Here is a 25,920-nt window from a genome sequence, read left to right on the forward strand (position 1 = left end):
GACGGTGCTTGAGACCTTCCTCCGCCAGTTCACGAGCCCGCTCATCTACGTGCTCCTTGCAGCGGGGATCATCTCGCTCCTCTTCGCCGACTTCACCGACGCGGTCTTCATCTTCATCGTCATCCTGGTGAACGCCGTCGTCGGGGCGTTCCAGGAGGTGAAGGCGGAGCGGAGCGCAACGGCGTTGCAGCAGATGCTCAAGATCCATACGCGGTTGGAGCGGGACGGTCGCGAGGAGACCGTCCCGGCAGAAGACCTTGTCCCCGGCGACCGGGTCGTTCTGGAGTCGGGCGACCGTGTCCCTGCCGATATCCGTATCGTCAGGGCGCAGTCACTCGCCGTCGACGAGTCGCTCCTGACCGGCGAGTCGCATGCGATTCAAAAGCGTCCGGATGCCCTCGACGCCTCGCTACCCCTGGCCGACCGTCTGAATATGCTCTATGCCGGCAGCACTATCATGAGCGGCCGGACTACAGGAGTCGTGGTCGCGACCGGCCAGAACACCGAGATCGGGCAGATCGCCGAGACGGTCACGACGTCGGAGGCGGGCAAACCTCCGCTCGTCATCCGCATGGAAGACTTCTCGAAAAAGATCAGCATCGCCGTCCTTGCCGCCACCGGGGTGCTTGCGTTCATCGTCCTCGGCCAGGGGGTGCCCCCGCTTGAGGTCTTCTTCCTCGCCGTCGCGCTCGCCGTCTCGGCGATCCCCGAAGGCCTGCCGATCGCCCTGACCGTCGCGCTCTCGATCGCGACGTCACGGATGGCCGGACGAAACGTCATCGTCCGGTTCCTCGCGGCCGTGGAGAGCCTCGGGAGTTGCACGCTGATCGCGAGCGACAAGACCGGCACCCTCACGGTAAACCAGCAGACCGCCCGGGTCGTCGCTCTGCCCACAGGCGAAGTGTTCTCGGTCACTGGAGCCGGGTACGCGGGTGAGGGGGAGGTTGTCAGCGAGGAAGGGAACCCCGTATCCGGTTCCGCCCGCAACCGACTGGAACACCTGGCCCGGGCGGCGACGATCAGCAACGAGGCCGCCCTGGAGCGAACCGATGAGGGGGAGTGGGCGCACCGGGGCGACGCGATCGACGTGGCGTTCCTCGCGCTCACCTACAAACTTGGGCTCGACCCTGCCGGTATCCGTGAGGGCGTTCCCATCGTCGCCGAGATTCCCTTCGAGTCCGAGCGGCGGTACGCCGCCGTCTGGTACCGGGATGGGGAGGAAACCCTGGTGGCGGTCAAGGGGGCCGTCGAGACCGTTCTCCCGTTCTGCCGCACCATGGCCGGCGGGCCGGACGGCAGCGTGCCGCTCGACCAGAATCGGGTGCAGGAGGAGCTCGATACTCTCACCTCCCATGGCTACCGGGTGCTCGCCGTGGCAGAGGGTCGTGCGGAGGGAGAAGTCCCCGCAGAGAACCCCACGCTCCCTCCCCTCGAGCTCCTCGGCCTGGTCGGGTTCATCGACCCGATCCGGCCCGACGTGCCCGACGCCGTCCGGCGGTGCCGTGACGCCGGGGTCGACGTGGTGATGGTGACGGGGGATCACCCCGCCACGGCTCTTGCCATCGCACGGGACCTCGAGATCGCGGATTCTCCGGGTCAGGTGATCACCGGCTCGGAACTGGGCGATGACGAGATCCCGACGTTCTCGGAGTTCGTCGACCGGGTGCAGGGTGCCCGGGTCTTTGCCCGGGTGACGCCGCTGCAGAAACTCCGGATCGTCGAGGCCTACCGGGAGAGCGGGGTCTACGTCGCGGTCACCGGGGACGGGGTCAACGACGCGCCGGCGCTCCGGAGCGCGAACATCGGGGTCGCGATGGGCTCCGGGACCGACGTCGCTAAAGATACGGCGTCGCTGATCGTCACCGACGACGACTTCGCCTCGATCGTTGCCGGGATCGAGGAAGGGCGGTATGCCTACGAGAACGTCCGTAAAGTCGTCTACCTCCTGGTCTCGACCGGGTTTGCGGAGGTGCTCCTCTTCATGCTCGCCCTCCTGATCGGTCTCCCGCTGCCTCTCCTCGCGGTCCAGCTCCTCTGGCTGAACCTGGTGACGAACGGTATCCAGGACGTGGCGCTGGCGTTCGAGGGCGGTGAGCCCGGAGTCATGAAACGGCCGCCGCGTAGATCGGAGGAGGGGATCTTCAATCGGCTGATGATAGAGGAGGTGCTCATCTCCGGGACGACCATCGCGCTCGTCGCGCTCGGAACCTGGCACTGGCTTATCTCAAACGGGTGGGACGTGTTCGCGGCCCGGAATCTGCTCGTCCTGCTGATGGTGCTCTTCGAGAACTTCCATGTCTTCAACTGCCGGTCGGAGTGCCTCTCCGCGTTCCGCGTCCCCATCAGCCGCAACTACTTCCTGGTCGCCGGCGTCATCGCCGCGCAGGGTATCCACATCCTCGCGCTCTACGTCCCCTTCCTCCAGGACGTCCTCCAGCTGCAACCCGTCTCCCCGGTCGAGTGGCTCGTACTGCTCGCCCTCGCCTCCTCGGTCGTGGTCGTGATGGAGATCTTCAAGGCGGTCAGGAGCCACCGGCCTCCGGTTCACCAGACCGGAACCGGGGTCGGGGAGATCCCCCACCGGTAGGGGAGGAAGACCTCGTTGATCCGGCTGCCGTCGGCGAGATCGGTCATGACGATGCTTCTATGCGAGACGGTGTAGAGGGTGTCGTCCATGAAGAGCGACCGCCGCACCGCGTCGGCCGAGTCCCAGGTGTAGGGGGATCCCTTCTCCGCGTGGGCGACCGTGCCCCGGAGAGTGAACCCGTCTTCCGGTTTTACCGAGTAGACGTAAGCCCCCTGCCAGGTCGTGGTGCCGTAGGAGCCGGGATACCTCGATTCGGGGTTCTCCACCCGTTTTATCTCGCTCACCGGGATGACGAGGAGGTTCTTCTCCTTCACAAAGAGGAAGGCCTTGTGGTCGCGAAGGGCCTCCGAGTCGGTCCCGGGCTCCCCGATCACGACCGTATCGACCTGTATCGGGTTGTTCACGTCCGAGACGTCGAAGAGCGCGATCTTGAGCCCTTCCACCGAGACGCCGCCCCAGGTGTTCTCGCTCGTCTCTTTGCCGATCCCGATGATGTGGTCGGCGTCATAGGGGTGGAGGTAGTCGGAGTAGCCGGGGATCTTGAGTTTCCCGAGGATGCCGGGGTGTTTCGGATCCGAGAGATCGATGACGAAGAGCGGATCGACCCGCTTGAACGTCACGAGGTAGAGCCGGTCACCGACGAACCGGGCGGCGTAGATCCGCTCGTCCGGCGCGAGGTGTTCAAGCGTCCCGATGGTCTCCATCGCGGGGTTGAGGACGTAGACGTTGTTGTACTGGAAAGACCTCTCACGTGTCCAGCCCTCGACGGTCGTCGCCACCCGGAGATTCTCCCCGTACTCGTCGAGCGAGAACTGGTTCAGGAGGTGCCCGGGAACCCTGCCCATGGCCTGATAGTCGATCCTTCCGTCATCGATAGCGAACCGGTGGATGATCGTCTCCTCCCGGCTGCCGGCGTAGTCGGGCATCGTTGCGGCGACCGGGCCGGAGTAGGCGGCCCCCATGTAGCGGTAGCCGATGTAGAGGTTCTTCTGCGACACAAAGAGAGTGGTGTCGTAGCCGAGGAGGAACGTCTCGGCGTCGGGGGTGCTCCTGTCGTTTCTAACGGAGAAGGCGCTTGCGGTGTAGAAGACATAGTTCTGCAGAGGTGTCCCGGGGCGGTAGACGTCGGGCATGATGGGCTCGCCGCCGTCCGTCCGCACCTCGGGAAGGGCGATCTCGTCCCGGATCCAGAGGGGTGCTTCCTGCGTGAGGACGTAGACGTCGTCGCCGATCATCCGGGCGTTGTAGTAACTGCCGGTGAAGGTCTGCGTCCGGACCAGGTCGGGATTGCTCCGGTCGCCGATATCATAGATGTATGCGTGCGTCACCATCCGCTGGACGGGGATGGGTGCTACACTCCCTTTCACGGTGGTCATGCTCTCTTCCCTTCCGGCAGCAAAGACCACCAGGCGGTCGCCGGCAAGGAAGAGCGCCGTCGGGGTTCCTTCGATCCGGGTCTCGGATACGATCTTCGCATCCTCTGCCGGGAATGCTTCGAGGATCGCAAGCGACTCGCCCGATATGACGTAGATGTATCTTCCGTCGTTCTTCAGGAAGTCGGCCTCGTCAACCCCCTCTACCTGCACGTTCGTGGTTGAGTAGTCGCGGGCGGCCGTCTGGCCGGGCGGTGCGCTCGTCGGTGCAGGCGCGTCCATGGCGGTCTCCCGTCCGCCGGCCCCCGGCAGCCAGGAGTAGCCGTTACTGTGCTCCACCCCCCGCGCGTGTTCCTTCAGGAACGCCTCGATCTCTTCTTTCGACGAAAACTTCTGCAAATCTCCCAGGGTCTCGTTCCCGGCGTCCTCTGATGCGAGGGCGGTCCCGATGATCGCGGCGATCACCAGACTCCCGAGAACGACGACCAGCACCGGACTCCACTTCTCCATATCCGTTCACCTTCCGATAGAGGGAGATGCACGTGCCGATGCATCAGGTTTGCGTAACCTACGAATATTTTCGAAGTCTTCCGGGTGAGATGGTGGTGGGTTTGGGGAGACGGAGTCCGGTGTATTTTCCAAGTAACTCGGTACAGTGGACCGTGGGAGTATCGCCATGGGGGTGGGGACAGGGGAGGGGGTATCCCCCCTGCAACCCCTCCCCCAGTTGCGATATCCGGTGGAAAGCCGTGGACGGGTTTAGGACCCTCAGTACAACTGGCCTAAGGTGTGATTGACATAACTTTCAGGGTTTGAGATGCCCGAAGGTTTTCGAGGTGCAAACGTACTGAGCGACAATGAGCCATGGGAAACTTGGAGAGTTTCAAGGAAAGACGAATGAAACGCCGATTTGAGCATCGAGAGTGCAGAGCGTGAGACGACTGACGTTCTTCTCTTTCTGCCGAACGGAACCCTATGCACTTGAGAAGACCCGGGATTTTCAGTTACGCGAACCGGGCACGGATCCGGGAGTGGATCGCGTATACGTCCGGTCAACCATTTTTCCCAAAGAAGCTCTCACCTGATCGGCCCCGCCCCGAAGCTCCAGGCGATGTAGGCGGCGTAGCCGAGGAGCAGGAGGGCCGACCAGCCCCGGACGACGGAAGGGCGGGCAAAGAGCAGGGGGAGGATCGCGATCGAGAAGAGGACGACGACGGCGATGTCGACAAGCGACCCGACGGTGACCGGTGCGAGGAGGAGGCTTACCCCGAGAACCAGGAGAAGGTTGAAGATGTTGCTCCCGAGGATATTGCCGATGGAGATGGCGCCCTCGTCTCTCACGGCCGCGACGAGCGAGGTCGCAAGTTCCGGGAGCGACGTGCCGACGGCGACGATTGATACGCCGATGACGAAGGCCGGGATTCCGAACGCCTCCGCGAGCGTAACGGCCCCGTCGACGACGAGCTGCGCCCCGATGATGACGGCCGCAAGACCGAGGCCGATGTAGAGGATGTCGGTCCACCCGTGGGACTTGATATCGACGTCCCCCTCCTCGCGCCCCTCCCGTATGAGGAGGTAAAGGATGACCACGAAGAGGATGAGGAGCAGCGCTCCGGCGAGGGCGTCGAGCGTGCCCCTTGCGGCGAGCAGGGCGAACGCCACCGTCGCAACGAGCATCAGCACGGTGTTCCGGACGAGCGAGGAGCGGGACGCCCCCGACATGGCGACCATATCGGGCCGGATGAGGGTGCAGAGGGCGAGGATGAGTGCGATATTTGCGATGTTGCTTCCGATGACGTTTCCGAGTGCAATACCGGTGTTCCCCGTGGCTGCGGCGTTCGTGCTGACGACGAGTTCCGGAAGCGACGTGCCGAACGCGATGATCGTTGACCCGATCAGGGCCGGTGAGATACGATGACGGAGGGCGAGGCCGCTCCCCCCGCCCACAAAGAGATCGGCTCCTTTGACGAGGAGAGCCAGGCCGACGATGAACATAATGGCGGTCACGATCATGAGAATGCCCCGGATATGGTGGTTATAGTTGGGTGGAGTTCTCCTAATACGTTTCCGAACCTTTACCCGGGGCATCCGGCCGCCCGATGGGGCGTGCAGGGTTGAAGGTCGGCTGTACGCGTGGTGTTCGGGGTCTGTGCGGTCGCCGCCTTCGACGACGCGGCGATGAACCGGCTCCAGATCTCCGTTGCTACCTTTGGGAAAAAGCCGTAAGAAGGCGGGTGCCAAAGGGCATATCCCTCCCCGCATCCAACACCTGAGGGAAGAAGTCCCGGCATTCGTGCCGGGCGGACAATGGAGGCTGCCGGTTACGTTCACGTTCGACGAACAGATTGCTGCCCTTGAAGCGGAACGGGAGAGGCTTCTCCGGTTCCCGGAAGAGGAATTCATCGCGATCATCCGGGAGGTGGGGTTCTCCTGCGACTGCTGCGGCCGGTGCTGCACGCGGGAGTTCAACGGCCACGTCTTTCTGCTGGAGGAGGATACCGACACCGTCCGCTCGCTCTTGCCGGACGCCGTCATCCCGGCGCCCGCGTTCGACGCCTGCGATCAGGAGGGGCGGTTCTATGTGTCGGGCTACGCTCTCCGGACAAAACCGGACGGTTCCTGCATTTTCCTCGAGGACGGCAGGTGTAGCATCTACGATCGGCGGTTCGCCATCTGCCGGGTCTACCCTTACATGCTCCACCGGGAGGCCGACGAGAAGGGCGTCGTCGACTGGCGGCAGATCGGCGGTCTGAACAAGCACGGGTCCTACAACAACCCAATCGACGATGCCGAATGCATCCGGATTGCGCGGGAGACCCGGGCTTACGAGGCGGCGTTTCTCGAGCAGGAGATCCGGTTCCGGCAGGCTCTCCGCGACCTCTTCGACCGGGAAGGGCTGCGCTACGTCCGGCGGACGTACGACCTCCTGATGCGGGACTTCAGGAAGGGTGCGGAGGTCGAGGTCCGGGTCTTCCACCGCGGGCGGTTTGAGCCGCACCGGGTCACCCGCGACGTGTACGGGCAGTAACGCTCCGGCCGGTTTCGAGACCGCCGGCCCGCACCTTTTTTCTGCTCCGCTCACCCCCGGGTGCCCGATGGAGACCGAGATCCTCCTCACCCTGCTGGTGGTGGCCGCCGCCGCCGTCCTCTTCATCTCCGGCGCCGTCAGGGTCGACGTCGCCGCCGTGTTCGTGACCCTCGCGCTCGCGTGGCTCGGGCTCGTCACGCCGGCGCAGGCCCTCTCCGGGTTTTCGAGCAGCGCGGTCATCGCGATGCTCTCCGTGATGGTGCTCGGCCGCGGGCTCGACCGGACGGGGGTGACGATCCGCATCGCCCGCGCGATCGTCGGGTTTGCCGGGATCGGCGAGCGTCGGCTCATTGCCGCCGCATCCATCGTCGCCGGTTCACTCTCGGCGTTCATGCAGAGCGTCGGGGCGACCGCCGTCTTCCTCCCCTCGCTCCTGCGGGTATCGTCGCTCTCCGGGGTTCCGGCATCGCGGCTTCTCCTGCCCGTCGGCTACGCCGCGACCCTCGGGGGTACCATCAGCATGGTGGGGGCGGGCACCCTCATCATCCTCAACGATCTCCTCTCCCAGCAGGGGTATGCTCCCTTCGGGCTCTTTGCCGTCACGCCCGTCGGCGTGCCGCTCCTGATTGCCGGTATCGCCTTCTTCTGCTTCTTCGGCGACCGGGTTCTGCCCCGGCGCGAGAAGGTGCGGCTGAGCCCGCAGGAGGAACTCATCCGGACCTGGTGCCCCCCCTGCGTGATATTCTACCTGCGGGTTCCGGCGGGAAGCCCGCTCGTCGGGATGACACGGGAGGCGGCGCACATGATCTCGCGCTACAACCTTCACCTCATCTCCCTTGCCGAGCGGGGCGAGGTCGTCTACACCCCGTGGCGCTACACCCGGTTCGCCGCCGGGCAGGAGCTCGGCATCCTCGGGCACGACCCTGACGTCGAACGGTTCATGGACGATTTCGGGCTCGAGTGGGTTCGGGCGGGAGAGAGCACCGCGAACGTCATGGCCGACCCGAACGTGGGATTTGCGGAGGTGATCGTCCGCCCGTATGGAGAGATCGTCGGCAAGACGCTTCGCGACCTCGAGTTCCGGGTAACCTACGGCGTCGAGGTGCTGATCCTCCTCTCCGGCACCGAGGAGCAGCGGCAGAACCTGGCCGACCGCCCCCTGCAGGCGGGGGACGCGATGGTCGTTTTAGGGCGGTGGGAACGGCTCCGGGCGCTCGCCACGAACCGGAACTTCGTCCTGGCAACCCCCGTCGAGGGGCGGGCGGGGGTTCGCGAACGCGGTGCGCCCGCCGCCGTCCTCTGCTTTGTTGCCGCCGTCCTCTGCTTTGTTGCCGCCGTCGGCCTCACCTACACGGGCCTTTCGATAGCGACAAGCCTTCTCTCGGGGGTGCTCGCGATGATTCTCCTCGGGGTCGTCCCGGTCGGCGAGGTCTACCGGGCTATCGACTGGCGGACGCTCACGCTGATTGCCGGCCTCCTCCCTCTGGGCATCGCCATGGAGACGAGCGGGGCCGCCCGGTTCATCGCGGACCAGACGGCCGATCTGGTCGCCGGGTACCCGACGCTCCTCATCCTCGTCGCGGTTGCGCTTCTCGCGACCGCCTTCTCGCTTGTGATCTCGAATATCGCCGCAACCGTCATCCTGGTCCCGCTCGCGCTCGTGATGGCGGGTTCGTTCGGGCTCGATCCCCGCGGTCTCGCGCTCCTCGTCGGGATATGCACCTCCAACTCATTCCTCCTCCCGACGCACCCGGTGAACGCCCTCCTGATGGGCCCGGGGAACTACCGGCCCCGGGACTATATCGTTCCCGGGAGCGTCATGACGGTCGTCTTCATCCTCATCGCCGTCGGCATCGTCTCGCTCCTCTACTTCTGATCTCCCGGCCCCCGTCCCGGGGTAAACCTTTATGGCGCCCTGCAGCAACCGCAGCCTCATTATGGAGCGGGAGTACGATCTCGTCGTTATCGGGACGGGGGTCGCCGGTTCCGACGTCGCCTGGCACTGCAGGAAGGCCGGGATGCGGGTAGCGATCGTTGATTCCGGGGAGTACGGCGGGACGTGCGGCCTGCGGGGCTGTGTCCCCAAAAAAGTGCTCGCCGGTGCCGCCGAGGTGGTTTCCCGTGTCCGTGACCAGCAGGGGAACGGCATCCGGGGAGCGGTCTCGATCGATTGGCCTCAATTGGTTGCCTTCGAACGGACCTTCACCGATCCCATTCCCCGGCGAAAGGAGGAGGGGTTCCGGGGGGCAGGGATCGATACCTATCATGGGCTTGCCCGTTTTGCCGGGCCGGATCGGGTGACGGTCGGCGACGACACCCTCATCGCCCGGTACATCGTGGTCGCCGCCGGTGCGCGTGCCCGGCCGCTCGGCGTCCCGGGCGAGGACCTGATGACGTCGAGCGACGACTTCTTCTACCTTGAAGCGCTCCCCGAACGGATCGTCTTCGTCGGCGGGGGCTACATCTCGTTTGAGTTCGCCCACGTCGCCGCCGCTGCCGGGTCGGCGGTGACCATCCTGCAGCGAAGCGGCCGGGTCCTCTCGGGGTTTGACCCCGATATCGTCGACCGCCTGCTGCTGGCCTCGGTTGAGGCCGGGATCGACGTGCAGACGAATATGCCGCTCGTCTCGATCGAGAGGAGCGGCGCCGGCCTTCGCGTGCGGGCCGGAAAGGAGGGGGAGGAGAAGACCTTCGGTGCCGATATGGTCGTCCACGGCGCCGGCAGGGTCTCTGCGGTCGAGGAACTCGACCCTGTCGCGGGGAACGTCGGGACCGACCGCCGGGGGATCGTGGTCGACGACCGTCTCCGGAGCGTCTCGAATCCCAGGGTCTACGTTGCCGGGGACGCGAACCCGCGGAGCCCGCAGCTGACCCCGGTGGCGGTGATGGACGCCCACATCGTCGTCGACAACATCCTGGGCGGCGACGCCCGCGCCGCGGACTACTCCGTCGTCCCGAGCGCCGTCTTCACGAATCCGCCCATCGCATCCGTCGGGCTCACGGAAGAGAAGGCGAAGGAGAAGGGAATCCCCTACGTCGCCAACGCCGGCGATCTCTCCGGGCGGTTCACCAACCGGAGCATCGGCCAGAAGCACGCCGGCTACAAGATCCTGGTCGACGAGGACTCCCGCCGGGTCCTCGGTGCCCACCTCATCGGGCCGCACGTCGAGGAGGTGATCAACATCTTCGCCCTCGCGATCAAGCACGGTCTGACGGTGGACGACCTCACGCTCGACGCGATCCCCTGGGCTTACCCGAGCAACACCTACGATATCATCCACATGGTGCATCCGCTGGCGAGGAAGTGAGCGATGGGGGCAAAGGGGTGGTATGGCTCTTACATATCGAAGGTCGCACCCCATTCCTTGCGCCCGATGGTGATCGAATTCATGTCGATCACGTATGCCCATCCACGGCTTTCCACCGGTTATCGCCGTGACTGCCCCCGCAGGAAGGGGGAGGAGGCCGGAGGCCGGGCGGGGTGGGGTCACATGCTCCCATAAGTGGCGGAGACAGGGGAGGGGGGATGCTCCCCCCTCCCCGTCAGCCCCTTCCCCCTGTGGCGATATTCTCACGGTCCAGTGTACGGGATTTTCTTATAGTTCCGGCTGTTTCAGTAGTTGCGATTGCATGTGCTAACCTTTTGACCCCCTACCGTTCGATAGTTGCCAGTCAAAAAATTGCAAAAAAAAAGATCGCGGCGGGGTTTCCTCGCCCCGGCCCCCCCTCACTTCACGCGCCCGCGCTCTCATCAACCGGTTTCTTCGCCGGCTTCTCGGGTTTTACGTAGGTGATAGTGTAGCGCTCCACCACGTGCTCCACCACCGGCGCGAAGTACTCCGGTTCCATCGTGAGGCTCCCGAACGGGCACCCTTCGACGCAGTCGCCGCAGGCGATGCACCGCATCCGGTCGATCTCCCAGACCTTCGCCTCCTTGTCGAGACGGATCGCCTCGCACGGGCATCGTTTCGAGCAGAGGCTGCAGGAGCGGCAGGTGGCCGGGTCGAAGACGACGTGCCCCCGGGTGAGGGGGCCTGTTCGCGCCGGGACCGCCGGGTACTGCCGGGTTGCGGGCCCGCCGGCAAGGTTCCGGAGAACCGTCTTTGTCATCTGAAATATCCCCATGCTCTCTTCACCTCTCCGTACAGCTGATGCAGGGGTCGATCGAGAGGACGACGACCGGGACGTCGGCGAGCTGGGCTCCCGGGAGCATCTTCACGAGCGGCGGGATGTTCGCGAGCGTCGACGTCCTGATCCGGGCCCGGGCAAGGTGCTTCGTGCCGTTGCCCCGCAGGTAGTGGACGACCTCGCCCCGCGGCTGCTCCACGCGGGAGAAGTACTCGCCGTCGGGCGCTCCCTTGACCTTCACGTCGAGGGGTCCTTCGGGCATCTCGCTGATCGCCCGGCGGATCAGGTCGATGGAGGCGTAGACCTCCTTGACCCGGACGGCGCACCGGGCGTAGCAGTCCCCGGCGGTCTCCACGACCGGCTTGAAGCCGAGATCCCCGTAGGCGGCGTAGCCGGTCTCGCGGTGATCTATCGCGACCCCGCTCCCCCTGGCGGTCGGTCCGGCCGCCCCGAGGGCGTAGGCCTCGTCCTTTGAGATGACCCCGAGGTCCTGGAGGCGGTACTTCACCGTCTCGTCGTTCAGGAAGACGTCGCCGAGGTTCCGGCACTGCTCCTCGAAGGGGTCGAGCGCGCGGTGCATCTCCGCGAGTTTCTCCGCACCTATGTCGCGCCGGACCCCGCCGATTTTGCAGGTACCCTGGATGACCCGGCCGCCCGTGGTGTCCTCGAGCACGTCGAGCACGCTCTCCCGGAGCTGCCAGGACCGCATGAAGAGGTTCTCAAAGCCCATCCCATCCGCAAAGAGGCCGAGCCAGAGGAGGTGGGAGTGGAGACGCGAACACTCCGACCAGATCGTCCGGAGGTAGCGTGCCCGGTCGGGGACCTCGATCTTCATGATCTCCTCGATACCCTGACTGTAGCAGAGCGCGTGCATGAAACTGCAGATCCCGCAGATCCTCTCCGCCACGTAGACATACTCCGTGAACTCGCGCTTCTCGATCAGTCGCTCAAGCCCCCGGTGGATGTAGCCGATCGAGGGGATCGCCTCTACCACCGTCTCGTCCTCGAGGACGAGGTCGAGGTGGATCGGTTCCGGCAGCACCGGGTGCTGCGGCCCGAACGGGACGACTATGCGTTCCGGCATCGGTCACCCCCCCTTCTCGTGACGCTGAACGGATACTTCTCCGCCGTCTTGATGAACGTCCCTTTGAAATCGATGTTGATCCCGGCGACCGGGATCCCGAAGAGGTCGTGCATCTCGTTCTCGTAGACGAACGCTCCCCAGTAGATCCCGGAGATGCTCGGGACTTCCGTCTCCGGCCCCACCGTCAGGCGGAGGTTTCTGAACTGGTAGCCCTTGTCGAACGAGTAGTTGACCTCGTAAGCCCCGCCGATGTCCGTGCACCCGATCTGGACCAGGCGGTATCCGCCGGTCTGGAGCCCTTCGACCTCACGCATGAGGTCCTCCAGCGCGACGCCGATAGTAGTCTGCTCTTCGTTAACCGTCATGTGCTCTCACCTGCCGCATGCCGCGCATCATCTTTTATCTGCGCCGCCCCGGTCATCTTCGCCCGTTTCTCCTCGAGAATCGAGAGCGCCGCAACGACGCCGTCGATGATCATCTCCGGCCGCGCCGCGCATCCCGGGACATAGACATCGACGGGGATAACCTTGTCGACGCCGCCTGCGATGTTGTAACACTCCCGGAATATGCCGCCGGTCGCGGCGCAGATGCCTATCGCGACGACAACCTTCGGCTCCGGCATCTGCTCGTAGAGGTTCCTGACCACCGCCCGGTTCAACTCGTTGATCCCGCCGGTGATCATCAGGATATCCGCGTGCTTCGGGTTTCCGGTGTTGATGATGCCGAACCGTTCCACGTCGTAGAGCGGGGTCAGGCACGCGAGCACCTCGATGTCGCACCCGTTGCAGCTGGATGCATCATAGTGAAGGATCCAGGGCGATCGCTTCAGAAATGCCATGGTACTCATGCACCCCCAAGCATCATATAGGAGAGGATCGCCAGGTTCGCGATCCCGAGGAGCGTTGCAAGCCACCCGCTCTTCAGCGCCGCCTGCCACCGCGCCCGTGCGGTGACGTTATCGACGAAGATCTCGGCGAGGTAGGTGATTGCGACTGCAACGACCCCGATCACGGGGTTCCAGGCGAAGAAGAGGAAGACGAACCCGAGGAGGAAGACGTTCTCGTACCAGTGGGCGATCTCGACCTGGGCGAGCGTCGATCCCGAGAACTCCGTCGTGATTCCCTTGACGATCTCCTGGTGCGCGTGGTGCGACGTCGATATGTCGAAGGGCGACTTCCTGAGTTTGATCGTGAGAATGACGGCAAAGCCCAGGAAGACGCCGGGGAGGTAGAGGATCGCCGGTACGGTCGTGGCGGCGATCTCCGTGACGTAGAAACTCCCGCTGACCATGTAGAACCCGACGGCCGCGAGGATGATCATCGGTTCGTAGGCCATCACCTGGATCAGTTCCCGCTCCGCCCCGATGTGGCTGTAGGGCGAGTGGACCGCGTAGGCCCCGAGCACCAGGAAGACGTGGGCGAGCGTGAAGGCGAAGACGATCAGTAAGAGGTCCCCTCCCGCGAAGAAGAGCGCGCCGGAGAGGGCTATGAAGATCAGGTACGCGAGGACGTAGAAGTTCTGCGCCGTGGTGACGACCGCCCGCTCCTTCTCGAAGAGTTTGCCGACGTCGTAGAAGGGCTGCAGGAGCGGCGGCCCAACTCTCCCCTGCATCCGTGCGGTGATCTTTCTATCGATGCCGGCGATGAGGCCGCCGGCTATGGGCGCGAGGATGAGGAAGAGGACTGCGCCGATGAGCCAGTTCATAACGCCACCCCCGCGAGGATCCAGGAGACCAGGATCAGGACGATACAGACCGCCGCCCCCGGCCGGAAGAGCTTTGCCTCACCGAAGTACTCGGTGAGGTAGTAGTTCCGCGTCTGGGCCTCCCGGGTCAGGCCGAGGGAGCCTGCGAAGTGCAGGTCCGGCGTCGCGGGCCTCCCCCCCATGTAGGCAGGGAGGTGCCGTGCGGTCCTCTTGAAGAGGAGGAACGAGACGGGGAGGATCAGCAAGAGGGCCATCATCAGGAGCATGATGGCGACGTTCGCATCTGCAAGGTGTGCCGTAACCCCATAGATCGCGAGGACGTAGGGCTCAATCAGCATCGAGGAGATGACCGGGAAGAGGAAGACGGCCGCTATCACGAGGCCGGTGATGATGTAGAGGGGGGCCCAGGATTCCTCGAAGAACCCTTTCTCGACCCGCTCCGTATTCTGCGTGACCGTGACGAGTTTGCCCATCCACTTCGCCCAGAAGAAGACTGTGACGGCGCTCCCGTAGGCAAGGATGGCGATGAAGATCAGGCCGAAGGGGACCTGGACGAACGCCTCGATCGCCGCCCACTTCGAGATCAGCATACCGAACGGCGCAAGGAACATACCGGCGATCCCGATAAACATCATCACCGCCATCTTCGGCATCCGGACGATCAGGCCCTCCATGTCCTCGATGTTACGGCTCCCGGTCCGCTGCTCGATCACCCCGGTCCCGAGGAAGAGGAGCGCCTTCGCGACGGCGTGGAAGACGATCAGGAGGATCGCTGCCCAGACGAGCATGTAGGTCCCGACACCCGCACAGGCGGCTATCAGCCCGAGGTTTGCTATCGTCGAGTAGGCGAGGACCGACTTCGCGTCGCTCCGTGATATCGCTATCGCGGACGCAACCAGGAAGGTCACTCCGCCGACGAGACCGATGGAGAACCCGGCGAACGTCCCGGCGAAGACCGGCGAGAACCTGACCAGGATGTAGACGCCGGCCTTGACCATGGTGCTCGAGTGGAGCAGGGCCGAGACCGGGGTCGGGGCCACCATCGCCCCGAGGAGCCAGGAGGAGAAGGGCATCAGCGCGGCCTTCGTGATACCGGCGAACCCGATCAGGACGACCGGTATCAGGACGACGGCCGCATCAGGGGACGCGAGCACCCGGGCGAGATCGATACCCCCGCTCGTCGGTTCGGTTGCGGCGAGGAGGACGATTGCCACGACGAAGGCGACGCCGCCGAGGAGGTTCATCACCAGGGCGCGGAAGGCGTTCTTCGTTGCTTCCTCGGTCTCCGAGTAACCGATCAGCAAGAACGAGCTGATAGTGGTGATCTCCCAGAAGAAGAAGAGCCACATGAGGTTGTTCGAGAAGACCAGGCCGAACATAGCGGCGAGGAAGACGAAGGTGACGAAGAAGAAGAACGTCTGCCGGTCGCGCACCTCCGGGTGGTGGTGGTGATAGGTCTCCATGTACCTGACCGCGTATACGGCTATGAGACTCCCGATCAGCCCGATGATCAGGGCCATGATGATGGAGAACTGGTCGATGAAGAGGTTGTTCGCCGCATGAAGGCTCCCCGAGAACGTCATCTCGAGGTAGACCACCAGCGCCGCCTGGATGACGGCCAGCAGGATTGCCAGGTAGTTCCTGAACTTCGCTCCCATGTAGATGATGAAGAGCGCAAGACCCATCTCGATGGCCACCATAGCGAGGTCGATCGCACCCGACGGCGCGGCGAAGTAGACCGCGCCCTCGAAGGCATACCGCATGAGCAGGTATATCGAAGCCCCGCCGATGGCAAGAGCCGAGAGGGCGACCACCGCGTAGCGAATTGTCGTTCGCTTCACGAACAATAAAAGGCACGCAACGAGGATGGGGAATACTATTAGGAAGAGCAGCGTCTGCACTATTGTCCCTCGTAGGGTACCTATGCCTTACCTTCATAATTAATCATTCCAAATGAGCACCCGGGGGATCGACTGGTGCATGCCTGCTGCCGCTCTGCCGGGCGCGGCGGCACGGTGAGAAACCCGGGAATTGTGCTCAAAGATCAACGTTCACCGTTATTCCGGTTCGCACGGGAACACGCCCCGAACACCTCCTCCGTGTTCTCCGGCACCTCCCCGGTAGCGCGGGATGAAGTGGATGTGGACGTGCATGACGTTCTGCCCCGCGGCCTCCCCGACGTTGACGCCGATGTTGTAGCCGTCGGGGTGGCGGTCGTGGTCGGTGAGCGCCCTGCAGTCGTCGATGAGCCGGGCGAGGGCCGCCCTCTCTTCATCGGTCGTATCGAAGTAACTCTCGACGTGCCGGAACGGGATCACCAGCAGGTGGCCGGGGCTGACCGGGTGGATGTCGTAGCGGGCGTAGCAGAGATCGTTTGCGGCAACGATGTCTTCGGGGGCCGGGTTGCAGAACGGACATGGCATGGCCCCTGCACCTGACCGGATCACTCATGAGCCTTTTGGCTCAATACCTCGCGAAATCTGGTGTCCGGCAACGCGGTTCCGCGTGATCCGGTCAGGTTGAGCACCGAAACGGCTTCGCGCGAGCTAACAGTATATGTGACAATACGCTCTCACGCGAGAGCGCGAAGCCGCGAAAAGAAGCCGGTGTCCGGGGGTGTTGCCCGGTGTATTCTCACCCGAGCAGGCGGGCGAGGAGCCGTCCGGTGAGGCTCCGCGAGAGGCCGATGGCATGCTCGGCGCAGATCTCGTGGCAGCAGTAACACCTGATGCAGCGCGCAAGATCGATCGTTGCTCTGCCTTCGGCGACGGTGATCGCGTGCACGGGGCAGATCCGCTCGCACTTCCCACAGCCTATGCACGAAGAAGCGATCACGCCGGGCCGGGGGGCGTAGGTCCTCCCGAACCGCTGGACGACGGCCTGGACGACCCGCCGCCAGATGCCCGTCCGGCCGCCGGCGTAGGTCGAGGGTTTCCGGAAGTCCGGGACCGCGAACTCCGCCGGGTCGTCGCCGACCGTCCGGACGTCCTCCGGATCGAACAGCCCGCGCTCGGCCGCGCTTCTCGTGCTTCCGATCTCGAGCGGGTCCATGCCGATGAGCCGCGCGAGGACGGTGTCGACGGCCGCGTAGTCGCTCCCGGCAAGGACGACCCCGATCTTCCGCGGGCTCCCCGCCTGGGGGCCGTCCCCCTCCATCCCGACGACCGCGTCCACGATCTGGAGCCGGGGCTTCATGCACTCGTTGAGATCGACGAGCATCCTGCCGAAGGTGTACTCGTCCTGGAATCGGAAGTGGTGGACCGGTTTTTCCAGTCCCGGAATCAGTCCGAAGAGGTTCTTTGCGGCGCCGGTCATCCGCGTCCACATGTGGGTCTTCACCTTCGAGACAACCACGATCGCGTCGGCCTCTACGGCGGGAGTGATGATGGAGAACTGTTTCATCACCTTGCCTTCCGGGAACGAGACGATCTGCGAGCCGGTATTGTAGTTCAGGGTGGTGCCGGTCTCCCCGGCCGCCGCGGCAAACCCGCTCCGCGAATACGCCCGCCGCAGGTTCGCCTCGCTGTAGACGATCCCGGCGCCGGGGCTGTCGCCGATGACGACCCGGCACCCGTGCTCCACGAGGAGCCGGGCGACGGCAGCGACGACCGCCGGGTGGGTGGTGACGCACCGCTCCGGTTCCTGCCCCTGCAGGAGGTTCGGTTTGAGGAGGACACGCTCTCCCGGCGCGACGAACCTCCCGATGCCGCCGACGAGTTCGACTGCGCGGCGGACGGCCGCATCGACCTTCTCCGGCACGTAATCGTCGCACCGGGCGACCGCGACGGTCGCGTCCCGGCTGTCCGTCCGCACCTCACCCCTCCCCGAAACGTCCGAGCGCCTCTTTTGCCGCGAGCATCGCCGCGCCCTGTTTGGTCTTTGCTCTCCCCTCTCCGGACGGAACACCTCCGACAGTCACCCGTGCGGCCCAGACCGGGCAGTTCCCGGGCCCGGTCTGGCGAAAGGCGTACTCGAGTTCGCCGAGGTTCTCCCGGGCGACGTACTCCTGGAGCCTCCCACGGTAGTTCCTGTGGGTATCGCACCCCGCGATCTCTTCCTCGAATATCGCGAGCACCACATCCCGCGCCACGCTGAGGCCGCGATCGAGGTAGATCGCGCCGATCAGGGCCTCGAAGGCGTCGGCGACGATCGAGTCGGTCGGCGCCTGCCCGTGCCCCCTGACGGCGGCGTCGATGCCGAGGCCCTGCCGCCGCACGATCTCGGCGAGTTTCGTGTTCCTGGTCACCTGGAGCCTCCGGTTCATCTCACCCGGCGGGAGGTCGTACTCGCCGTAAAGGTGGTCGGCTATGACGAAGTCGAGGACGTAGTTCCCCAGGAACTCGAGCCGTTCGTTGTCCTCGAACGTCACCGCCGGGTACTCCCCGCCGTTTGCGTACGACCGGTGGGTCAGCGCCCGGTCGTAGAGGGGGAGGGCGGAGTCGGCGACGTCGGTGATCCCGAACGGGGGGCGGGCGAGGAGCGCACGCACTTCCGTTTCCCGGTCGAGAGCGATGGGCTCCGGACGGCGCCGAGAGAGCCTCTTCCCGAAAAGGCCGGCGATATTTATTCTGGTCCAGATGGTGGAGAATTTCATGTCCGTCGGATGCAGGGCGCCCTGCCGCTCTTCTCTATAAGATGGCATATGTCCTGCTGGATAAACCTTTGCCGGATACGGAGCATCCGCGAAACCTTTTCGTTGCCGCCGAAGAGATACTTACTCGTGGTGCAGCCGGAAGCGGACGAGGCGGGCAGGCGGGTCTACCTGGACATCGAGTTCGGTTACGTCTACGGCACCTGCCGGGCGGTCATGATGCCGATCGAGATCGGCGCGGTTGTCCATCGGCCACAGGACGACAGCGTCCGCTACCTGGGCGAGCAGTTCCGCTACGACGTCGATGTCGAGATATGGAAGAAGGTGACCGACGAGTGCGGCAGAACCGCCGGCGTCGCGACGACCGTGGCGAACATGGGGCGCGGCGAGTACGGGATGCACTACGATCACTCCTACCGGATCCCGGGTGGCGGGATGCCCGCGGCAAGGGCGACGGCCCGGAATGCGTTTGCCGATCTCCGCCTCTTCATGGAGTCGATCGTCTCGGCCGGGGATGTCCCGGCAATCGTCGTCTTTGCTGCCAGCATGGAGAAGCGGGCCTTCCGTGCCGCGGGCTTCTCGCTCGACGGGTGCATGCTCGTCGACCTCCAGAGGGAGATCCGGCGGCACTTCAGGATGAAACAGGTTCTCTCCCTCGATCGCCTCGCCCGGCTCATCGATTTCTCCGCCGACGATTCAACCGTCACCTCGACGCACTTCAGGTATCCCGTCCCGCAGGAGTGCCGGCATCTCCTCGCCGCCCATCGCGGGATGGGCGACGCCGTCCGGACGTTCCTGCTCGCACGCGAGTTCCGGGAGAGACTCCCGCATCTTGAGGCGCGCATCCGCCCCCTGATGGAGACCTGTGAGAGCGACGGCGAGGAGGGAGGCTGCCGGACGGGTTCGGCCGGGAGTGCGGCCGACGGTACGGCGGGAACCTGAGCGCGGAAATCCCGTCAGGTGCCGTCCTTCACGGAAAACGTCTCTTTTCGATCCTGCACCGGCTGTTCCGGCGTGGGTTTGCAGATTTCGTCCTGCTCCCGGCACTGCCCGGTCGGCAGGATCTCGACCTCGGTGCCTTCGCCGATGCCCCCGGTGCCTGCGGGGACGTGCAGGTAGGCGTTTGCATGGACCAGCGCCATCTGCGGCCCGGCCCCCCGCGGCAGGGGGATCGCGGCATATCCGTCGCCTGTCCGCGAGACGGTGAGGAGGACGAACTCGTCGTAGCCGGGGTTCGCCGTGACCGTCCCGGAGAGCCGGGCGCGGAGGCGCTCCGCCGGCGGGGGAGAGAATCCCCATGCCGCGAGCAGCGGGAGGGCAAGTTCCCGTGCGGCCGTCAGGGCGGCGATCGGGTAACCCGGGACCCCGATGACCGGTTTGCCGTCTATCCGGCCGACGATCGCCGGTGCACCCGGTTTCATCGCGATGCCGTGGACAAGCACCTTGCCGAGGTCGCCGATGACGGCGGCGGTGAAGTCGCGCGTGCCTGCCGATGAGCCGGCGGAGATCAGGAGAAGGTCGTTTTCGCGGATGCCGTCCGTGATGGCCTGCCGGAGCAGCACGGGTTCGTCGCGGACGATCCCGTAGCGGGTGCAGGTGGCGCCGGCCTCGCCGAGCAGTGCCGCGGCAACGGCGGTGTTGCTCTCGACAGCCCCTCCCGGCCCCGGGAGGTTGCCTGCCGGAACAAGTTCGCTCCCCGTCGGGATGAGGCCGACCTTCACCTCCCGGACGTCCACCGTGACGATCCCGCAGGAGAGGAGCGCCCCGATATCGCAGGGGCGTATCCGGTGCCCGGCCGGGAGGATCAGGTCGCCCCGGCGGATCTCGGAGCCGGCCGGATGGATATGTTCTCCGGGGAGCACCGGTTTTTTGGTATACCAGGCGCCGTCTCTTCCGATGACGTCCTCGATCATGACGACCCCATCGTAGCCGGGAGGGATCGCATTCCCCGTGTTCACCCGGCTGGGGTTCCTGAGCGGGACGGGGCTCGCGTCACCCGCCCGGAGGGTCTCGCCGCTCACGACGGCAAATCCGTCTCGTGCAGCGATCTCCGTTGCCGGGATCGTCAGGGACGAGTATACGGGCCCTGCCGTCACCCTTCCGGCCGCCCCGGCAACCGGAAGGGTGACGATCCGGTCGGGGCACGGGAAGGCTGAGCGCATCATCGCCCGGACTTCCGCGAGCGGTTTCGCATCGAAGCGCGCCCTCACCATAACGTCATGCCCATATCATCGCCTGTTCCCGGCGGCCCTGCCGCTTTCGCATAAAAAAGTTAGATTCGGGTATAGAGGTTCGCATACACCGGTTTGCCCTTGGAGACCGGGTGGCGCTCGCCGAGGTCGCCGATGTAGTGGGCGAAGCGGCCCTTCTCACCGTCGACCTCCTGCTCGACCTCGCCGACCATCTGGAATCCCGGGAGCGGGTTCTCGATCTCCCCGAAGACGTAGATGTCGCCTTTCACCATCTGTCCGCCGACACGGCCCTTGGCGTTGCCCTTGACGATGACGGTGCCGCCTTCGCCGTGGGTGGAGATGTGGATGTCCGCGTCGCCGCCGATGACGATCGTCCCGCCGTTGATGAACGTGGCGGTATCGTTGCCGGCGTTTCCGGCGACCCGGATCACTCCGCCCTGCATGCCGCGCCACTCCCCGCGGGGGGACGATCCCAGGTGATGTCCGGCGTCTCCGTCGACGACGAGCTCGCCGCCTTCCATCCCGATGCCGCAGAACGAATCGACGTTTCCTTTGACGTGGATCTTTCCGCCCTTCATCCAGCCGCCGATGTACATATCGGCGTTGCCTTCGATGACGATCTCGCCGGCGGTCATCTGCTGTCCGATCCTCTTGACACGGGTGCAGTCGCCGCGGAGGACGATCTTCGTCTCTTCCGCCGTCGCTCCGCCGTCGCCTTCAACGGTGAAGTATTTCCCGAGCGGGCTCTTCTGTTTGCCTTCCCAGACGTCGAGAGTGGCTATCTCGGCGGCTTTCTTGCCTGCGAAGTTGTCCGGAGTGATGTTCTGCCCCTCGAGCATGAGCTCGGGGGGATTGGTCAGGGTGAGGGTTACTGTCTTCATGTTCATCGCCTCATTCTGTCGTATCGACCTCGATCACCCGCGGGTTGTGGAGGTGCTCCTCAAAGAGCGAGTAGTTGTCAAGTTTCACACTGTAGTGCCGGAGGAAGTGCTCGTAGATGTCTCTCTGCACCTGTGCGTTCTCCGGGACCTTCACGTCGACCCAGACCGTCCGCTTCGCGGGTTCCGCGACGATCTCACCGTCACGGACGGTCACGATGCCGTCTTTGACGAGCCAGGCGCACCGGGCGAAGGCCTTCTCGATCTCCGCCGGGTTCGAGGGCATGTTCTCCGGGTTGAGGGCGTAGACGGCGATATCCGCATCCATGCCGGGGGCAAGCCCGCCGTAGGTGTTGCAGACGCCGAGCGCCTTTGCCGGCCCTGCACGGGTCATCTGTGCGATCTCATAGAGCGTGAGCTCGCGGTCGATACCGTCGATGGAGGTGGCGTCGATCGTCCGCTCGAGCCACTTGAACGTCTTCATCGTCTCGTCACGTGCGGCCCTGCTCATCAGCCAGGCGATGACCTGCGGGTAGCGGGTGAACGGCCCCGCGTTCGGGTGGTCGGTGGTGATGAACGTCCGCATCATGTCCTTCGAGTAGAGGGCCAGCTCCAGGCCGACGGCCCACTGGATGGTGCAGACCTTGACGTTCGGGCTGTAGATGTAGGGGACGACGCCCGCAGCGGTCTCAAGTTCGACGTCTGTGTTCGCCCACTTCAGGTGGTTGAGGGAACAGAGGTGGTGCTCGAACGGCCCGTCGGCGGTCATTGTGGTGGTCTCGTCGAGGGTCACCTGGCCCATATCGACGGTGAGGTTGTCGTGAGCGTTCACGTAGTCCATCACGTCTTTTGCCCGGGACTCGAAGTTCCCCCAGGAGTCGCCGCCGTAGGAGTGGAACTGGAGGTGCGTGAGGTGCAGCACCTGCTCGCGGCCGAACTCGTTCTTCGGGGTGTAGCCCTCGGCAAGTTTGAGCGACTCGAGCGTATCGGTGTAGTTGCCCGGGTTCCCGAGGTTGTTGCAGTGCAGGTGCACCGAGTGCGGGAGGCCGAGGTATTCGTTCGTCTCGATGAGGCCCTTCACGATCTCCGCCGGCGTGATGTCGAAGTAGGGAACCGGGTCGTGGATGTTGACACAGTTCAGCCCCCATCCCCATGCCTCGGAGCCGCCGGGGTTGACGACCTTGATGCCGAACCCGCGGGTTGCCCGGAGAAGCCAGGCGGTATACGCGGCGTTGTTCTCGATCTCGTTGTTCTTCAGGTATTCGAGGGTGAACCAGTTGTTCCCGAAGACCGGCATCGCGGCGTTGTCGATGATCGGGGTGTCGCGGATCTCCTCGTGGACGTGCGGGGAGTGGAGCGGGGGCATCGCCGCCTCGTTGACGAAGACGTAGCCCATCCGCGCGTAGTCGTAGCCGGTCTTGAACGTCGAGGGGACGGAGCAGCCCATCTCCATACGGCTGCACGTAGGAGATTTGTGGGGGCTCTTGAAGAGCTTGTCCTCAGGCCGGAAGAGCCGGCCGACGTTCACCTTCGGCCCGACGACGTGGGAGTGGACATCCACGCCGCCCGCCATCACGGTCATGCCGGCGGCGTCGATCGTCTTCGGGCTCGAGAGAGTGCCCGGTTCGACGATCTTGCCGTCCTTGACTCCGATATCCATGCGGTCGCCCTTGATCCCCCGCAGGGGGTCGAAGACGAACCCGTTCTTGATCAGTAGTTCGCTCATGCTTCACTCCTCCGCGCGGACGCTGACCGGGGCGACCTTCGCAGGCCCCTTCGCAGCCTCTTCCGCTTCCAGTTCGCCGAGCCGCTTGAAGATCCGCTCGAAGAGTTCCTCGTCGCTGATGACACCTTCGGGCGGGTCGATGACCTTGCGGTACTGGATCGGGACGTTGTCCATCCGATAGACGATGCCCGGAACCTCGACCCCGACGATCCCTACCGGGATATGGAGGTCGGAGATCTCGCTCGCCATGCATATGTTCGGGTCGATGGTGATCCAGGGGTGCTTCCGGAGATGCTTGACCGCCTCGATCGGGAAGTGGGCGCCCGCATCCGTCCCTATGTTGACGAAGGCATCCACCTCGTCCCGCATCGCAAGGTCGACGGAACTCGTCTCGCCGGGGTTCATGTGGGCGATGTCCTTCTTCGTCAGGTCGAGACAGTAGGGGAACCCGTACTGCCATGACCAGACCGCGCCCGGTCCGGTGATGTTGTAGTGGCCCCGCATCGCCATGATCGTCCACTTGGTGAAGTCGTTCAGGTCGCGGGTCAGGCTGATGGCGATGTCCACGTTGTGGTTCCGGCCGTCGGAGTGGCAGAGGCCCATGCCGTAGAAGATGGTGCCGAACCGGGCCTTCTTCATGATCTCGATGACCTCGAGGATCTTCTCGCGCTTGATCCCGGCAACCTCGGCGGGAATCTCGTGGCCCCGGGCGGCGGTGCGGAACGCGTCGAAGAGATCGTAGTCGTGCCCCTGCTTCACCTGGAGGTAGATGTCCGCCACCTGGGCGGTGTCGGTGTGGCGGGGGTCGATGACGATGATCTTGCGGCTCTTGTGGCCCTTGCCGGTGAAGAACCCGCGGGGGAAGATCGAGTAGCGGGACATGTGCCGCGGGTGGGCGTGGGCCGGGTTTGCGCCCCAGTAGACGATGACGTCCGCCCGGTTCTTCGTCTCGCCGAGGGTGCAGCTCGGGTAGCCGTTGTCGAATATCGCGAGGAACGAACTTCCGTGGCAGATGGACGCGCAGTTGTCGAGCACGGCCCCTGCCCTCTCGGCGACCTTGGCCGCGGCGGCCATGCCCTCGCAGTTGGTCGACCCGAATCCGTAGATCAGGGGTTTCTTCGCATTGTAGAGGACTTTCGCCGCGTAGTCGACCGCCTCGTCGTAGGAGATATCCTTGTAGGTGCCGTCCGGCTGGCGGAGACGGGGCAGCTTGACTCTCTCGCTGCCGGTCGCGTGGTGGAAGATCTGGTTGCCGATAGCGCAGGCGTTCTCCACCTCGAGGATCTTCTTTCCGTCGTCCGATACGGTCACGACAAGGTCGTCGCAGCAGACGCCGCAGTATGGGCATCCGACGTTCTCAATCTTCTTTGGCATTATTGATCACCTCTCCACATCCCGACGGCCCCCTGAACGAGTTCGAGCGCGCTCTTGCGCCGCTCACCGTTCGCCGGTTCGACCGTCACGGGAAAACCACTGTACTGTGGTTCCCCGGTCGCCTGGGTCCGGGGGGGCACCACCTGGTTTGCCCAGACGCCCTGCGGGATGAATGCAAGGCCGGGGTAGAGCGACTGACGCCCCTTGACGACCTTGACGACCACGCTTCCGCATTCACTCGTCACCCGTACCAGCTGGTTCGGAACCAGACCGAGCGCTTTGACGTCGTCGTCGTGCATCTCGATGATCGAGCAGGCCTCGAAGTATTCCGGGGTCGTTTTGCCCTTTTCCATCGCAACGCCTTCTTCGATGGAGCGCTGGGTGATCATGTTCAATGTAATCCTGTTCGCCATGGTTTTGCCTCGATGTAGTTGGTATGGCCGGTCTCCCGAACACCGGGAGGCCGGCCGGATGGGGTGCGGTAACCCCGGCAACGCCCATTATCAGGTACTCCGTTCTGGGAGGATCTGCCGGGATTCTCCGTACCCGGCAAGCAGAACCTTCCGGCATGGGGGGCCTGCTCACCCGGGGAAACGAAACATCCGGGCGGAGCACCGGGCGGATCGTTTTGTCATAACTTGTAATGTTTTGTATTTAACCATTCCGGATTTGTAATCAACTAAAGGTTACGGGATTTATTTCCGGGTGTTTGAAACCGGTTATTTTTTACCTGGTGGAATGATCCGTGATGTATTGCAGGATAGCCGCAGGATGGGAGCCGCGGAGTGGCGGCAGAACGATATGTCGCGCTCGTCGCCCGGTATAGATCGGATCGTAGAGGTGTTATATAATTACATTCTTTTTACTTCCAGCTTTTGTCAGGGGTATTTGAAAAAGGGGGTCTGGATATCAGGTTATCGGGAAAATCCTCCCTCAGGGGGGTAGGATTATATATCTTTATGACCAACCTGGATACTCAAGTACATTTGGGTACTTTTCTGGTGAAACAATTTTAATTATTATTATTAGTATTGTCCCACGTAATATTTAATATGTCTCCTTTGCCTGCCTTCTCTCCCGGGCGATAACGCCTGATAGGCAGCGTTGAGAAACCCTTTTTAGGGAGCAAGTTCAACCATTCGATCAATCGCATCCCGATTTTAAAATATCCGATTAGGAATATATTCGATATTAATATTATTTTTTGCAAAAAAAACCCATCTTATTTCGCAAATTTTATTAACAACTCTCCTTC

21 protein-coding genes are annotated in these 25,920 nt (G+C 63.9%); 5 read left to right on the top strand and 16 right to left on the bottom strand.

Annotated features, from left to right (window positions below; genetic code table 11):
* A partial coding sequence (locus L21_RS06560; protein ID WP_074369694.1) for a cation-translocating P-type ATPase occupies positions 1-2,587 on the top strand: 2,587 nt, incomplete at its 5' end.
* On the opposite strand, the gene L21_RS06565 is transcribed toward L21_RS06560, so the two are convergent.
* Positions 2,545-4,470 (bottom strand): beta-propeller domain-containing protein, encoded by a 1,926-nt coding sequence (locus tag L21_RS06565; protein ID WP_074369695.1) that lies wholly within the window; start codon positions 4,468-4,470, stop codon positions 2,545-2,547. The two genes, L21_RS06560 and L21_RS06565, sit on opposite strands and share 43 nt — an antisense overlap.
* 567 nt (positions 4,471-5,037) lie before the next feature.
* Positions 5,038-5,973 carry a calcium/sodium antiporter gene (locus tag L21_RS06570; RefSeq protein ID WP_074369696.1) on the bottom strand — a complete coding sequence of 312 codons (936 nt, stop codon included), beginning with the start codon at positions 5,971-5,973 and terminating at the stop codon, positions 5,038-5,040.
* A 280-nt stretch (positions 5,974-6,253) separates the two neighbouring features.
* On the opposite strand from L21_RS06570, the gene L21_RS06575 reads away from it, so the two are divergent.
* From L21_RS06575 to L21_RS06585, 3 genes are all read left to right on the top strand, one after another.
* Positions 6,254-6,988, top strand: coding sequence for a YkgJ family cysteine cluster protein (locus L21_RS06575; RefSeq protein ID WP_256712571.1), 735 nt, complete (start codon positions 6,254-6,256; stop codon positions 6,986-6,988).
* Positions 6,989-7,055: 67 nt separating this feature from the next.
* The gene (locus L21_RS06580; RefSeq protein ID WP_074369697.1) at positions 7,056-8,864 is read left to right on the top strand and encodes an SLC13 family permease; all 1,809 of its coding nucleotides are present in this window, start codon (positions 7,056-7,058) and stop codon (positions 8,862-8,864) included.
* 61 nt (positions 8,865-8,925) lie between these two features.
* Positions 8,926-10,296, top strand: coding sequence for a dihydrolipoyl dehydrogenase family protein (locus L21_RS06585; RefSeq protein WP_074369731.1), 1,371 nt, complete (start codon positions 8,926-8,928; stop codon positions 10,294-10,296).
* 424 nt (positions 10,297-10,720) lie between these two features.
* On the opposite strand, the gene L21_RS06590 is transcribed toward L21_RS06585, so the two are convergent.
* The 9 genes from L21_RS06590 to L21_RS06630 all read right to left on the bottom strand — a co-directional run bounded on the left by L21_RS06590 (position 10,721) and on the right by L21_RS06630 (position 18,546).
* Positions 10,721-11,098 carry a 4Fe-4S dicluster domain-containing protein gene (locus L21_RS06590; RefSeq protein ID WP_256712574.1) on the bottom strand — a complete coding sequence of 126 codons (378 nt, stop codon included), beginning with the start codon at positions 11,096-11,098 and terminating at the stop codon, positions 10,721-10,723.
* Between the two features lie 22 nt (positions 11,099-11,120).
* Entirely contained in the window at positions 11,121-12,200 is a 1,080-nt protein-coding gene (locus L21_RS06595; protein WP_074369699.1) for a hydrogenase large subunit, read from the bottom strand.
* Positions 12,185-12,565, bottom strand: a complete 381-nt coding sequence (locus tag L21_RS06600) for an NADH-quinone oxidoreductase subunit C (RefSeq protein WP_074369700.1) — start codon at positions 12,563-12,565, stop codon at positions 12,185-12,187. Before L21_RS06600 ends, L21_RS06595 begins: the two co-directional genes overlap by 16 nt.
* Positions 12,562-13,038, bottom strand: a complete 477-nt coding sequence (locus tag L21_RS06605) for an NADH-quinone oxidoreductase subunit B family protein (RefSeq protein ID WP_074369701.1) — start codon at positions 13,036-13,038, stop codon at positions 12,562-12,564. The genes L21_RS06600 and L21_RS06605 overlap by 4 nt, the downstream gene beginning before the upstream one ends.
* A 5-nt stretch (positions 13,039-13,043) precedes the next feature.
* Complete coding sequence (locus L21_RS06610; protein WP_074369702.1) at positions 13,044-13,904, bottom strand: respiratory chain complex I subunit 1 family protein; 861 nt, start codon at positions 13,902-13,904, stop codon at positions 13,044-13,046.
* Entirely contained in the window at positions 13,901-15,805 is a 1,905-nt protein-coding gene (locus L21_RS06615; RefSeq protein ID WP_074369703.1) for an NADH-quinone oxidoreductase subunit 5 family protein, read from the bottom strand. The genes L21_RS06610 and L21_RS06615 overlap by 4 nt, the downstream gene beginning before the upstream one ends.
* A 156-nt stretch (positions 15,806-15,961) precedes the next feature.
* Positions 15,962-16,327, bottom strand: a complete 366-nt coding sequence (locus L21_RS06620) for an HIT family protein (RefSeq protein WP_074369704.1) — start codon at positions 16,325-16,327, stop codon at positions 15,962-15,964.
* 211 nt (positions 16,328-16,538) lie between these two features.
* Entirely contained in the window at positions 16,539-17,717 is a 1,179-nt protein-coding gene (locus L21_RS06625; RefSeq protein ID WP_074369705.1) for a DUF362 domain-containing protein, read from the bottom strand.
* Position 17,718: 1 nt separating this feature from the next.
* Entirely contained in the window at positions 17,719-18,546 is an 828-nt protein-coding gene (locus L21_RS06630; protein WP_256712581.1) for a ribonuclease III family protein, read from the bottom strand.
* Positions 18,547-18,624: 78 nt separating this feature from the next.
* Here L21_RS06630 and L21_RS06635 point away from each other — a divergent pair, with 78 nt between their 5' ends.
* The gene (locus L21_RS06635) at positions 18,625-19,437 is read left to right on the top strand and encodes a hypothetical protein (protein WP_178377693.1); all 813 of its coding nucleotides are present in this window, start codon (positions 18,625-18,627) and stop codon (positions 19,435-19,437) included.
* 14 nt (positions 19,438-19,451) lie between these two features.
* On the opposite strand, the gene L21_RS06640 is transcribed toward L21_RS06635, so the two are convergent.
* Genes L21_RS06640 through L21_RS06660 form a run of 5 tightly spaced genes read right to left on the bottom strand, consistent with a single transcriptional unit; the run spans position 19,452 to position 25,078 of the window.
* Complete coding sequence (locus tag L21_RS06640) at positions 19,452-20,708, bottom strand: molybdopterin-binding protein (protein ID WP_074369707.1); 1,257 nt, start codon at positions 20,706-20,708, stop codon at positions 19,452-19,454.
* 59 nt (positions 20,709-20,767) lie between these two features.
* The gene (locus tag L21_RS06645) at positions 20,768-21,568 is read right to left on the bottom strand and encodes a formylmethanofuran dehydrogenase subunit C (protein ID WP_074369732.1); all 801 of its coding nucleotides are present in this window, start codon (positions 21,566-21,568) and stop codon (positions 20,768-20,770) included.
* Between the two features lie 10 nt (positions 21,569-21,578).
* A complete protein-coding gene (locus L21_RS06650; protein WP_074369708.1) occupies positions 21,579-23,291 on the bottom strand; it encodes a formylmethanofuran dehydrogenase subunit A in 1,713 nt (570 codons plus the stop codon).
* 3 nt (positions 23,292-23,294) lie between these two features.
* Positions 23,295-24,665 (bottom strand): formylmethanofuran dehydrogenase subunit B, encoded by a 1,371-nt coding sequence (locus L21_RS06655; RefSeq protein WP_074369709.1) that lies wholly within the window; start codon positions 24,663-24,665, stop codon positions 23,295-23,297.
* The gene (locus L21_RS06660) at positions 24,665-25,078 is read right to left on the bottom strand and encodes a molybdopterin dinucleotide binding domain-containing protein (protein ID WP_074369710.1); all 414 of its coding nucleotides are present in this window, start codon (positions 25,076-25,078) and stop codon (positions 24,665-24,667) included. Before L21_RS06660 ends, L21_RS06655 begins: the two co-directional genes overlap by 1 nt.
* Positions 25,079-25,920: the final 842 nt, after the last annotated feature.

It is taken from the genome of Methanoculleus chikugoensis, assembly GCF_900095385.1.
GTDB lineage: Archaea > Halobacteriota > Methanomicrobia > Methanomicrobiales > Methanoculleaceae > Methanoculleus > Methanoculleus chikugoensis_A.

What these genes read in the sequence shown, in the direction of transcription:
- L21_RS06655 (WP_074369709.1), bottom strand. Translation starts at nt 24,665, where the DNA reads ATGCCAAAGAAGATTGAGAACGTCGGATGCCCATACTGCGGCGTCTGC.
- L21_RS06585 (WP_074369731.1), top strand. Translation starts at nt 8,926, where the DNA reads ATGGAGCGGGAGTACGATCTCGTCGTTATCGGGACGGGGGTCGCCGGT.
- L21_RS06580 (WP_074369697.1), top strand. Translation starts at nt 7,056, where the DNA reads ATGGAGACCGAGATCCTCCTCACCCTGCTGGTGGTGGCCGCCGCCGCC.
- L21_RS06640 (WP_074369707.1), bottom strand. Translation starts at nt 20,708, where the DNA reads ATGGTGAGGGCGCGCTTCGATGCGAAACCGCTCGCGGAAGTCCGGGCG.
- L21_RS06610 (WP_074369702.1), bottom strand. Translation starts at nt 13,904, where the DNA reads ATGAACTGGCTCATCGGCGCAGTCCTCTTCCTCATCCTCGCGCCCATA.
- L21_RS06650 (WP_074369708.1), bottom strand. Translation starts at nt 23,291, where the DNA reads ATGAGCGAACTACTGATCAAGAACGGGTTCGTCTTCGACCCCCTGCGG.
- L21_RS06565 (WP_074369695.1), bottom strand. Translation starts at nt 4,470, where the DNA reads ATGGAGAAGTGGAGTCCGGTGCTGGTCGTCGTTCTCGGGAGTCTGGTG.
- L21_RS06620 (WP_074369704.1), bottom strand. Translation starts at nt 16,327, where the DNA reads ATGCCATGTCCGTTCTGCAACCCGGCCCCCGAAGACATCGTTGCCGCA.
- L21_RS06645 (WP_074369732.1), bottom strand. Translation starts at nt 21,568, where the DNA reads ATGAAGACAGTAACCCTCACCCTGACCAATCCCCCCGAGCTCATGCTC.
- L21_RS06590 (WP_256712574.1), bottom strand. Translation starts at nt 11,098, where the DNA reads ATGACAAAGACGGTTCTCCGGAACCTTGCCGGCGGGCCCGCAACCCGG.
- L21_RS06595 (WP_074369699.1), bottom strand. Translation starts at nt 12,200, where the DNA reads ATGCCGGAACGCATAGTCGTCCCGTTCGGGCCGCAGCACCCGGTGCTG.
- L21_RS06660 (WP_074369710.1), bottom strand. Translation starts at nt 25,078, where the DNA reads ATGGCGAACAGGATTACATTGAACATGATCACCCAGCGCTCCATCGAA.
- L21_RS06600 (WP_074369700.1), bottom strand. Translation starts at nt 12,565, where the DNA reads ATGACGGTTAACGAAGAGCAGACTACTATCGGCGTCGCGCTGGAGGAC.
- L21_RS06605 (WP_074369701.1), bottom strand. Translation starts at nt 13,038, where the DNA reads ATGGCATTTCTGAAGCGATCGCCCTGGATCCTTCACTATGATGCATCC.
- L21_RS06630 (WP_256712581.1), bottom strand. Translation starts at nt 18,546, where the DNA reads ATGCCATCTTATAGAGAAGAGCGGCAGGGCGCCCTGCATCCGACGGAC.
- L21_RS06570 (WP_074369696.1), bottom strand. Translation starts at nt 5,973, where the DNA reads ATGATCGTGACCGCCATTATGTTCATCGTCGGCCTGGCTCTCCTCGTC.